This is a genomic window from Planktotalea sp., assembly GCF_049680325.1.
GTDB lineage: Bacteria > Pseudomonadota > Alphaproteobacteria > Rhodobacterales > Rhodobacteraceae > Planktotalea.
Window position 1 is genome coordinate 1 of record NZ_JBAUHO010000362.1, and the last position, 10,382, is coordinate 10,382.

Below are 10,382 nucleotides of genomic sequence, written 5' to 3' on the forward strand. Positions count from 1 at the left end.
CGTTCGAAGTGTTTCGGGCTGGCTGACACCTTTGGCATTTGCTGCCTATGTGGGTTTGTTGTCGCTTCTGGATCTTCCACCTCTTGCATTCGCAGCCGCAGTCGCAGTCGCAGCCGCAGTCGCAGCCGCAGTCGCATTCGCAGTCGCATTCGCAGCCGCAGTCGCATTCGCAGCCGCAGTCGCAGGCGCAGGCGCATTCGCAGTCGTAGTCGCAGCCGCAGTCGCAGGCGCATTCGCTGTCGAATATCTGGTCCAAAAAAATCGCCTTAGGCAAGCCGCGTTGCTTGCAATCGCATGGCCAGCCATTGCCATCGCTGCTGCGCTCCACTTTCTGCCATGGGCCGACATCGCACAGGACGTGCTGCCCCGCGCCACCGCCATCTTTTTGTTTCTGGGTGTCGCGCCGCTGATCAATGCGCTTTTCGACACGATCAGCTACGGCGCGACCCTGTCGCTGGCGCAGCGCGGACGGGCCTCAAACCCCGTTTACCGGGGTATATGCGACGCGGTGATTGCGCTTGTTCTGTTCCTCGGCCTTGGCGCGACATTCGTTGCGGTGATCGTCGCGATGCAGGCACTGGCGGGCGTGCCTTTTGCCGATCTTGGGGGCCTTCTGACCCATAAGGTGGATTTCGGCACCTATTGGTGGCTTTATGCGATGCTGTTTTCCACCGCGATCCCGACGCTTTTGCATCTGATGATCGTGGGGCTAAGCTGGCAATCCTTTGCGCCCCTTGCTGCGCGCAGCTGGCTTGCGGATCGCATCACAGCCGCCCATTCCGGCACGGCGCTTGATGGGTTCATCGCGGTTGGCCTGCTGTCCACATTTTGGCTGATTGGCGCTTTTCTTCCGCTGTTCTTTCTGGGTTTGCTTGGCTGGCTCTTCTGGTCCTCCGTGATCGGGCCGTTACTTTTTGGCTATCAGGATTTGCTCGTCTCGCTCTACATCTGGCTCAGCCCATAAGCGCATCCCACTGGCAAAGCTTCGCCGATCCTGGCTTGGAATTGAAACTTTGTTGTTTTTAGTCTATAATTAAGGGGAGAGTAGCCAACATGTGAGACGATGGGCAGTAAGATCCACGCCTGTGTTGGAGAGAGGCAGAGACAATGAAACACATCATTTTGACCGCTGTTTTGGCAGCAACACTAGCGCCTGTGGTTCCAACTACGGCAGAGGCAGGTACTTTGCAGCGCGCTTGCATGAAATCCGAGCGCAAAGCAGCGAATCGTTCGCTTTGCAGCTGCATCCAGAAAGCCGCAAAAGGCACATTAAGTTCCTCGGATCAGCGTTTGGCAGCGACCTTCTTCAGGGACCCGCACAAGTCACAAGAGATTCGCCAATCGGACCGCACAAGCCACGAAGTGTTCTGGAAGCGCTACAAAGAGTTTGGCGCGCGTGCGCAGCAGATGTGCTCTTAAGTTTTTAGCGCGCTAGGATCGCAACGCGGCTATCCGATGAAGAAAATTGTCATTCTGACGGGCGCTGGCATTTCCGCTGAAAGCGGTCTTGGTACGTTTCGCGACGAAGGCGGGCTTTGGGCGCAGCATCGTATCGAAGACGTGGCAACGCTTGAGGGTTTCGCGCGCAATCCGGGCCTGGTGCACCGCTTTTATAACGCCCGTCGCGCACAAGCGCGCAATGCAGCGCCGAACGCAGCCCATCTTGCGCTGGCGAGACTGGAAAAAGAATTTCAGGGCGATGTTATTCTCATTACGCAAAACGTCGATGCCTTGCATGAGGCCGCGGGCGCGCGCGCCGTGCTGCATATGCATGGTGTGCTGGACGGTGCACTTTGTGCATCTTGTGATGCGCGTTGGCCTGCGCCATTGGCAATGGATGTCACCTTGCCCTGCCCGCAATGCAAAAAACGCACGGTGCGCCCGGACATCGTTTGGTTCGGCGAAATGCCCTACCTCATGGATGAAATCTATCAACACCTAAGCGAGGCAGACCTGTTCGCAGCGATCGGCACATCGGGTAACGTTTACCCTGCCGCTGGCTTTGTGCAGGAGGCAAACGCCTTTGGCGCGCAGAGTGTCGAGATTAACCTGCAAGCCAGCGTCACCGCCACCCAGTTCACCCGAACCATTCTGGGCTTGGCCACGGAAACTGTCCCCGCTTGGGTCGATAGCCTGCTTTAGAAAACGCCCCCCGCTTCTTTGGTCGAAAAATACCTCGGGGGAGTCCGGCCTGGCGGACGGGGGCAGCGCCCCCATCCAAACCCTTCAACTAGCTACCTGACCCGGTATTGGAGTGATCCATTTTCTTGTGCTGCATGGCACCGTGGTCCTGACGCTCCAGATCAACAGGGATTTGCACGACAATGTCCCCCGCCTTTTCAAAGGTCAGTGTTACCTCGACGGTTTCGCCTTGGATCATGTCCTGGGTCAGCCCCATGAACATCACGTGATCGCCGCCACGGGCCAACGCATGCATGCCGCCCGCCGGGATCGCAAAGCCCTCTTCAACGTGCACCATTTTCATTACGCCTTCGCCCATGTCCTTATGGGTATGAAGTTCGACTTTTTTGGCAATGTCTGACGCCGCACCGATTAGCCGGTCGTCGGTGTCAGTGTGGTTCATGATTTGCATGAAAGCTGCGCCAGACTTGCCGCCTTTCATTGCCGTACGCGCATAGGCGTCATTAATCATCATGCCATCTGCAAATGCAGGTAGCGCCATAGCAACGGCAACAGCAGTCGCCAAGAATTTGGAAGTAAAAGACATCTCGTGTCCCCTTGTTTGTTTGAAATCAAGAATCGGTTGGTCTTAAATCCAAACGGGAGGACCGCGTGCCTTTGGTGTGCCAAAATGCAGGATCGGGCCGACAACCGTTGCCAGTTCATGGCGCTGACTGAGCCAAGCGCCAGATGCCGCTATGAGCAGTTCAGCATTTTCCAAAGAGATGATGAGCGACAAAGCGCAATCAGGGCACAGGTGGGGCGGCGCTGTCGGTTCGCCATTCTCGTCGAAGTAAACCATCATCGGGCCAGTGCCCGTACAAAGCACCATTTGCCCTGCCGCATCGGGCATTGTGCGGGCAACAGCAGCGCTTTGCGCCGTAAGCGCAATGACAAGCGCCATACAGGCACCCAGAATATGCGAAGTCCACTTCATACAAGTCACTTAAGCCGACTTGTTGTGTTGTTCAACGCGCAAAAAGAAGCACCCCGCAGCGATAGCCACGGGGTGCAAAATTCGTAACGATGCAAAGTGCTTAGGCTGTTGCCGTTTGCGCTTTCGCGATCTCTTTTTTGACTTTCAAAGCGCCATCAGACAGCTCTGTGTCTTTCGCTTTTGCAAGGAACTGGTCCAGACCACCGCGGTGATCGACAGAACGCAGCGCAGAGGCACTGATCTTCAGCTTAACGCCGCGACCAAGTGTTTCGGACTGAAGCGTAACATCGTTCAGGTTTGGCAAAAACCGACGACGTGTACGGTTTTTAGCGTGGCTTACGTTGTTGCCCGTCATCGGGCCTTTTCCGGTCAATTCGCAGCGGCGCGACATGGGCATTTCCTCGTGTTGCTTGTTGCAAAGCGAACCTTTGCAAACAAAAAATGGGCGCGGCTTTCGCCAGCGCGATAAATCTGTTCGGTTCTCCTAGGACTTTCACACATAGGCGTCAAGCGATTCACAGCCTTTGCCGTTGTCTTTTAGGTGACAGTTTCAGCTCTTTTCGCCGCTTTGCGTCAACTGCTCGGCCATTACCAGTGCATTATGCGCCAAGTCACGCCGCCCAGCCGTTTGCGCGGCCTGTGCCAAATGGGTCCAATAAAGTGGTGAATTGCGTCTGCACTCACGATGAAGCGCTCGTAAAGCCGCAGAATTCACCGTTCCTGACACCAGCTGTTGCTGGACCCGGGGGAATCGTTTCATCGATCCAATGACCCCCGTCGCGGGATGTCCCCCGCCCCACACCGGAACCAGCTCCATATTGGGGCACAAAAGCTTCAATTCTTGCGCGTGCAACTTGTCCAGCGCGTGCGCAGGATCGAAAAGAAGGGCGCCTTTCAGCGCGCGGTTCTCGTCAATGCGGCCAAGAACGGGGTCAAAACCTGCCGCGTGCCGGCGATACCGTCTGTCTTGCGGAACAAGGGCGGGATCGATGGTAAACTGCGCTAACACTGCAATCAGATGTTGAAGGCGCAGGACTGGCGCAAAGCGCATTGCAGCATAGCCGCCCATCGAAAACCCGATACCAACGCGCCGCCCGTATGATTTCAACTCTGACAGTCTGGTTTCAAGGGCTTCGGTTTCCCGGTTGATATACCAATCATTGAAACGCGATTGCAGATGCAGATGCGCGTAACCTTCTTTGATAAATTTCATGCTTGGCTTTGGATCATCAAAGGCACCGTCCTGGCCAAGGCGCTGGCGAAAACTAACGAACAGCTTTTCAGAGCCGCCCCGAAAAAGCGTTGCGCGCAAGAACGCGCCATCGAAAATCCGTCGCTCGTGCACTGCTTTATGTCCTTTGTAGCAAGCCCTGCATCTTTTGAGCGGCAAGCGCAGGCGTCAGTTCACCCCGTGCGACTGCACCACCAAGATCCGTCATGGCATCACGCAGCGGCCCATGCGTTGTCAGCTGCGCCAGCAACGCCTGACGCACATCTTCCTCGAACCAGAACCGCGCCTGTTCTGCGCGCGTGCTATCATAAAAGCCGTTCTCACGCCGCCAATCAATGAGCGTCGTCATTTCGTCCCATGCTGTTTGAAGTCCGTTTTCTTCCAGTGCCGACACGGCCATTGCCTTGGGGAAGTCTTGCGGGTCCTGCGCGCGTTTGCGCAACAGGCGCAATGCGCCCGCATAATCAGCCATCGTGCGGGTTGCGGCGCTTTTGAGATCGCCGTCGGCTTTGTTCACCAGAATAAGGTCCGCCATTTCCATGATGCCGCGTTTGACCCCTTGCAGTTCATCCCCGCCAGCCGGGGCCAGCAGCAGCACAAAGAGATCGGCCATTTGCGCGACGACGGTTTCAGACTGGCCGACACCAACCGTTTCAATCAGCACCACGTCAAAACCGGCAGCTTCGCAAACTGCCACGGCTTCGCGGGAACGGCGCGCGACGCCGCCCAGATGGGTTTGCGATGGCGATGGGCGAATGAAGGCGGCTTTTTCACGCGACAGACGATCCATGCGGGTTTTGTCCCCCAAGATCGAGCCACCAGAGCGCGTAGAGCTTGGATCGACGGCCAGAACAGCAACCCGCAGGCCCTGCCCGATCAACATCATGCCGAAGCTTTCGATGAAGGTCGATTTCCCGACCCCTGGCGTTCCCGAAAGACCAATACGCAGCGCTTGCCTGCCGCTAGATGCCAAGGCCTCCAACAACTCTGCGGCCTGCGCGCGGTGATCGGCGCGCGCGCTTTCAACCAAAGTGATCGCACGGGCCAAGGCGCGGCGTTCGCCGTTCTTGACCGCATCAGCAAGCGTTTGAATATCCATGGTGCAGCCCTTCGCGAAATTCTTTTGGTTTTCCCTGAGCACGCAAGCGTTGTCTAGCCCTGCGCTTTGGACGATATGTAGCGGATGCAAGATAAGTTGCCCATCGACGCGGTTCTGCCAGAGCTTCTGGAAGCGCTAAAGACGCATGGCCGCGCTGTGCTTCAGGCACCGCCGGGTGCGGGCAAGACCAGCCGCGTGCCCCTTGCCTTGCTGCGTTCGGGGCAGATCAGCGGAAAGATTGTCATGCTTGAGCCGCGCCGCCTTGCCACGCGCGCCGCCGCTGAACGGCTTGCCGCACAGATGGGCGAAACCGTAGGCGAAACGGTGGGCTATGCAATGCGCGGCGCGCGCAAGATAGGAGCGAACACGCGTATCGAGGTGGTCACGGAAGGGATTTTGACGCGAATGATTCAATCCGATCCCGAACTTTCGGGCGTCGGCGCTGTGATTTTCGATGAGTTCCACGAACGCTCGCTCAACGCCGATCTTGGCCTTGCGCTGTGCATCGAGTGCCGCGCCGCGCTGCGCGATGATCTTGCGCTGATCGTGATGTCGGCAACGCTTGATGCGGCCCCTGTTGCAGCCCTGCTTGGTGATGCGCCTGTTGTGACGTCGCAAGGGCGCAGCTTTCCGGTTGAGGATATCTATCTACCAAGGCCCTTTGGTAAAGATCGTCGGTTGGAAGCTGGTATCGCGGAACTTATCGACACCGCGCTTGCAGGCGGATCTGGCGGCGTTCTGGCCTTTCTGCCCGGTGAAGGTGAAATCCGTCGCACCCAAGCCTTGCTGGAAAAACGGCTGCCTGCGAATGTCGCGGTGCGAGCGCTGTTTGGCGCAATGAGGTTTCAGGATCAACGCGCTGCAATCCAGCCGGAAACAGACGGGCGGCGCAAAGTTGTGCTTGCCACCTCGATCGCAGAAACCTCGCTGACGATCGAAGATATTCGCATTGTTGTCGATAGTGGTTTGGCACGGCGCGCGCGATTTGATCCGGGGACGGGCATGGCGCGCCTTGTGACGGAACGGGCCTCGCGCGCGGAAGTCACCCAGCGCGCGGGGCGTGCTGGGCGCGTCGCCGCAGGGCAGGCCTATAAGCTATGGGCAAAGGCCGAGAACGGAACGCTACCGGCTTTCGCGCCCGCAGAAATTGAAACCGCCGATCTGACGGGACTTGCGCTAGAGCTCGCGCTGTGGGGTGCGCCGCCTGAAGACCTGCCATTCCTGACCGCGCCGCCAGCCGCAGCACTTGGCGAAGCCCAGCTGCTTTTGCAGCAACTGGGCGCGCTCACACTTGATGGCCGCCTGACGGGGCATGGCAAAGCGCTTGCGCGTTTTCCCGTTCATCCGCGCCTTGCGCATATGTTGATGCATGCAGGGCCACAAAGCGCTGCTGTTGCCGCGCTTTTGAGCGAGCGTGACCCGCTTGGGCGGGGCGCTGGCTGTGATCTGTCCCTGCGCATCAGGGCGCTAAACGACGGGCGTTTGCCCAAAGAGGTTTCTGCCCGTCTTCGACAGGAAACCACGCGCTTGAAAAAGCTGGTCCCGGAGCAAAGCGCCCCGGCATATAGCCTTGGCGCGATGGTGGCGCTTGCCTATCCGGATCGCATTGGACAACGGCGCAAGGGCGATGCGCCGCGTTATGTTCTTTCCGGCGGAAAGGGTGCGGTGATGGCCGATGGCGATAGTCTAAGCGCTGCGCCGTTTGTTGTTGTCAGCGATACCGATGGCAATCCACGAGAGGCACAGATCCGCCAAGCTGTGCAAATCAGCCCGAGCGAAATTCGCGAGCTTTTTAGCGATCAGATTGCGTGGGAAAACGCCTGTGCCTGGTCCAAACGCGAGCGCCGTGTGATTGCCCAATCACGCGAAACGCTTGGCGCTTTGGTACTTGGCGAGCGGCTTTGGAAAGATGCGCCCCAAGATATGATTGCCGAAGCGATGCTTGATGGCGTGCGCATGTTGGGTTTGACGTTTTCTGCCCCCGCCGAGCGTTTTCGAACCCGTGTCGAGCTGTTGCGCGCTGCCGGTGAGGACATGCCCGATATGTGTGACGCAGCCTTGATTGAGCGGATCGAGGACTGGTTGCTTCCTTATCTGGGCACCACCAGAAATGCCGAAGCTTTCAAGGCGCTTAATCTATCTGAGGCGCTGCAATCAAACCTTACGTGGGAGCAGACGCAACGTTTGGAAAAAGCTGCTCCGTCTCACGTTACAACACCGCTTGGGCGACGCATCCCTGTGGATTACACCCACGGTCAACCGCAGATCGAACTGCGCCTGCAAGAGATGTTCGGCACAACGGTGCACCCTATTGTTGCGGGCCAAGCCCTGCGTGTGACGCTTCTTTCGCCCGCTGGGCGACCCGTTCAAACCACCACAGACATCCCTGCTTTTTGGGATACGTCCTATGGGGATGTGCGCAAGGATATGCGCGGGCGTTACCCGCGACACCCCTGGCCGGAGAACCCGCGCGAAGCTGACCCAACTTTACGCGCAAAACGAAAAGGGCAGTAAAATTTGTGTTTTCCGAACAATCTGTTAAGGTATCAGTGCTAAAAACAAAAAACGACATGGCAGGTGATTATGGTAAACATTCTGAAAACAGCGTGGAAAGAAGTTGTGCAACCGATGGTTCAGCGACCGGACCGGGTTCAGGTCGCTGCGATTTGCTATCAAGGAAACGGCGCTGAGCGCAAAGTTCTGATGATTACGTCGCGAGAAACCAAGCGGTGGATTTTGCCCAAAGGTTGGCCCATCGACGGGTTAGAGGCAAATGCAGCCGCCGCGCAAGAAGCGTGGGAGGAAGCAGGCGTCAGGGCTGCGAATATTACGCCTGAACCGCTGGGGACCTATCAGTACGAAAAGCGCCTTGATAGCGGAGCGACAGTGAATTGCGCAACTCAGGTCTACGCAATCGAGGTCGATCATCTTGAAGACCAGTTTCCCGAAGCGTTAGAACGCACGCGCAAATGGGTAAATCCCGCACAAGCCGCTGAAATGGTTGATGAACCTGGCTTGCAGGACATTTTGCTCCGCTTCTAGCGCGCTTGCAGCGTCGCACCAATACCGGGTTCAAGGCCAGCTAACCCTTGTCTTGAATCACTTTCCTCTCTACCCGCGTTGCAACAAGAATGCATGCGAAAGAGATCGAAATGGCCGAAGACCCGCTCGGTAGCCCGTGGAAAACCCTTGATCGAGATCTGAACAGGATCAGCCAGCTTGAAATGGCGACAGCCTATGTGTCGCGCCCGATGGTCGGCCTTGGTATTTCCTTCGCATTCATTTTGCTTGCTGGCTTGGCTGCTATTATCTGGTTTGGCGGCGATGAAGGCACGATGATCGTTGCCGCGGCCGCGGCGTTTGGCGCCTATATGGCAATCAATATCGGCGCGAATGATGTTGCCAACAATATGGGCCCTGCGGTCGGCGCAAACGCTTTGACGATGGGCGGCGCAATCGCGATTGCCGCTGTGTGTGAAAGCGCGGGCGCGCTTTTGGCGGGCGGCGACGTGGTTTCGACCATCTCCAAAGGGATTATCGACACGAAAGCCGTAGAAGACGGGCAAGTCTTTATGTGGGCGATGATGGCTGCGCTTATCAGTTCGGCGATGTGGGTGAATCTGGCGACATATGTTGGCGCGCCTGTTTCGACGACCCATTCTGTCGTTGGCGGCGTTATGGGCGCGGGCATTGCGGCCGCAGGTCTTGCTGCTGTTAACTGGCCAACAATGGGCACCATTGCTGCGAGCTGGGTTATTTCCCCTGTTTTGGGCGGCTTGGTCGCGGCGCTTTTCCTTGCATTTATCAAGCACAACATCATCTATCGCGAAGACAAGATCGCAGCCGCGCGCGTTTGGGTGCCTGTCCTTATCGCCATTATGGCAGGCGTTTTTGCGACGTATCTTTCGATGAAAGGTCTGAAGCGGATCGTTAAAATCGACCTTCAGACCGCTCTTCTGATCGGGGTGGCGTTTGGAATTATCACCTATTTCGTCACGCGCCCGCTGATTATTCGCCAGTCCCAAGGGCTGGAGAACCGGAACAAATCACTGAAAGTGCTCTTTGGTATTCCGCTGGTTTTTTCTGCCGCGCTGCTAAGCTTTGCCCATGGCGCAAACGATGTCGCCAATGCCGTCGGCCCATTGGCTGCAATCGTTCATGCCAGCGAGTTTGGCGATTTTTCATCCAAGGTCGCGATCCCGATGTGGGTTATGGTTATTGGGGCCTTTGGTATTTCCTTCGGTCTGTTTCTGTTCGGTCCCAAGCTGATCCGGATGGTGGGTAGCCAGATCACCAAGCTGAACCCGATGCGTGCATATTGCGTTGCCTTATCTGCCGCGATTACCGTGATTATCGCAAGCTGGCTGGGCCTTCCTGTCAGCTCGACCCACATTGCCGTGGGCGGCATCTTTGGCGTCGGGTTTTACCGCGAATGGCATATGGAGCGCCGATTGAAACGTGCGTCAGGCCCGCTTCCCGAAGCTAGAACAATCGCCCCTATCGAGCGTCGTCGTCGCAAGCTGGTGCGCCGCTCTCACTTTATGACGATTGTTGCGGCTTGGATTATTACGGTTCCCGCAGCCGCGCTTATGTCCGGAATTATTTTCAGCATACTCTATGCGATTGCCAGCTAGGCTTTTTATCGCCCAAACGCTGAAATCCCTTCTGCTTTTGGTATCAACTCTGGCCCATCGCCCCTAAAGTGGGTCGGAGTTGTTGTCCGTTTTGGAGCGTACCCATGGCTATTCCAGCATTGAAAGTCGGTGTCTTTTGCGCCGCATGCCTCGCGCTGGCGGGGTGTAACACGACAACTACGAGCAGCTCGACAAGCAGCGTTGCCAGTACCGCGACGGACTATGAAACGCTTGCGAGCGATGCCGAAGTGACCAGCACACTTGGCGGCGTTGCTTTGAAGTTTAGCGAAAACCCAGATC

At 57.1% G+C, this 10,382-nt stretch carries 11 protein-coding genes and 1 pseudogene; 7 read left to right on the forward strand and 5 right to left on the reverse strand.

Annotated elements, in window-relative coordinates; genetic code table 11:
* The 3 genes and pseudogenes from WBC85_RS16295 to WBC85_RS16305 all read left to right on the forward strand — a co-directional run.
* Positions 1-964, forward strand: a pseudogene (locus WBC85_RS16295) (hypothetical protein); the annotation flags it as partial.
* A gap of 143 nt (positions 965-1,107) precedes the next feature.
* A complete protein-coding gene (locus WBC85_RS16300) occupies positions 1,108-1,419 on the forward strand; it encodes a hypothetical protein (RefSeq protein ID WP_424439744.1) in 312 nt (103 codons plus the stop codon).
* A gap of 36 nt (positions 1,420-1,455) precedes the next feature.
* Entirely contained in the window at positions 1,456-2,142 is a 687-nt protein-coding gene (locus tag WBC85_RS16305; RefSeq protein WP_424439747.1) for an NAD-dependent deacylase, read from the forward strand.
* Between the two features lie 88 nt (positions 2,143-2,230).
* Here WBC85_RS16305 and WBC85_RS16310 read toward each other — a convergent pair whose 3' ends face one another.
* The 5 genes from WBC85_RS16310 to meaB all read right to left on the reverse strand — a co-directional run bounded on the left by WBC85_RS16310 (position 2,231) and on the right by meaB (position 5,448).
* Complete coding sequence (locus WBC85_RS16310) at positions 2,231-2,728, reverse strand: copper chaperone PCu(A)C (RefSeq protein WP_424439750.1); 498 nt, start codon at positions 2,726-2,728, stop codon at positions 2,231-2,233.
* A gap of 42 nt (positions 2,729-2,770) precedes the next feature.
* Positions 2,771-3,118, reverse strand: a complete 348-nt coding sequence (locus WBC85_RS16315; protein ID WP_424439753.1) for a hypothetical protein — start codon at positions 3,116-3,118, stop codon at positions 2,771-2,773.
* 100 nt (positions 3,119-3,218) lie between these two features.
* Complete coding sequence (gene rpmB, locus WBC85_RS16320) at positions 3,219-3,509, reverse strand: 50S ribosomal protein L28 (RefSeq protein ID WP_424439756.1); 291 nt, start codon at positions 3,507-3,509, stop codon at positions 3,219-3,221.
* A 159-nt stretch (positions 3,510-3,668) separates the two neighbouring features.
* A complete protein-coding gene (locus tag WBC85_RS16325; RefSeq protein WP_424439759.1) occupies positions 3,669-4,463 on the reverse strand; it encodes an alpha/beta hydrolase in 795 nt (264 codons plus the stop codon).
* Positions 4,464-4,467: 4 nt separating this feature from the next.
* Entirely contained in the window at positions 4,468-5,448 is a 981-nt protein-coding gene (gene meaB, locus WBC85_RS16330; protein WP_424439762.1) for a methylmalonyl Co-A mutase-associated GTPase MeaB, read from the reverse strand.
* An 84-nt stretch (positions 5,449-5,532) separates the two neighbouring features.
* On the opposite strand from meaB, the gene hrpB reads away from it, so the two are divergent.
* From hrpB to WBC85_RS16350, 4 genes are all read left to right on the forward strand, one after another.
* A complete protein-coding gene (gene hrpB, locus WBC85_RS16335) occupies positions 5,533-7,962 on the forward strand; it encodes an ATP-dependent helicase HrpB (RefSeq protein WP_424439765.1) in 2,430 nt (809 codons plus the stop codon).
* 69 nt (positions 7,963-8,031) lie between these two features.
* Positions 8,032-8,490: an NUDIX hydrolase gene (locus WBC85_RS16340; RefSeq protein ID WP_424439768.1), complete on the forward strand. Its 459-nt coding sequence runs from the start codon at positions 8,032-8,034 to the stop codon at positions 8,488-8,490.
* Between the two features lie 110 nt (positions 8,491-8,600).
* Positions 8,601-10,082, forward strand: coding sequence for an inorganic phosphate transporter (locus WBC85_RS16345; protein ID WP_424439771.1), 1,482 nt, complete (start codon positions 8,601-8,603; stop codon positions 10,080-10,082).
* A gap of 104 nt (positions 10,083-10,186) precedes the next feature.
* Positions 10,187-10,382, forward strand: a 196-nt coding sequence (locus WBC85_RS16350; protein WP_424439774.1) for a hypothetical protein, incomplete at its 3' end; no start/stop codon positions are given.

Coding starts and splice junctions, on each gene's coding strand:
- WBC85_RS16300 (WP_424439744.1), top strand. CDS start 1,108: ATGAAACACATCATTTTGACCGCTGTTTTGGCAGCAACACTAGCGCCT.
- WBC85_RS16305 (WP_424439747.1), top strand. CDS start 1,456: ATGAAGAAAATTGTCATTCTGACGGGCGCTGGCATTTCCGCTGAAAGC.
- WBC85_RS16310 (WP_424439750.1), bottom strand. CDS start 2,728: ATGTCTTTTACTTCCAAATTCTTGGCGACTGCTGTTGCCGTTGCTATG.
- WBC85_RS16315 (WP_424439753.1), bottom strand. CDS start 3,118: ATGAAGTGGACTTCGCATATTCTGGGTGCCTGTATGGCGCTTGTCATT.
- rpmB (WP_424439756.1), bottom strand. CDS start 3,509: ATGTCGCGCCGCTGCGAATTGACCGGAAAAGGCCCGATGACGGGCAAC.
- meaB (WP_424439762.1), bottom strand. CDS start 5,448: ATGGATATTCAAACGCTTGCTGATGCGGTCAAGAACGGCGAACGCCGC.
- hrpB (WP_424439765.1), top strand. CDS start 5,533: ATGCAAGATAAGTTGCCCATCGACGCGGTTCTGCCAGAGCTTCTGGAA.
- WBC85_RS16340 (WP_424439768.1), top strand. CDS start 8,032: ATGGTAAACATTCTGAAAACAGCGTGGAAAGAAGTTGTGCAACCGATG.
- WBC85_RS16345 (WP_424439771.1), top strand. CDS start 8,601: ATGGCCGAAGACCCGCTCGGTAGCCCGTGGAAAACCCTTGATCGAGAT.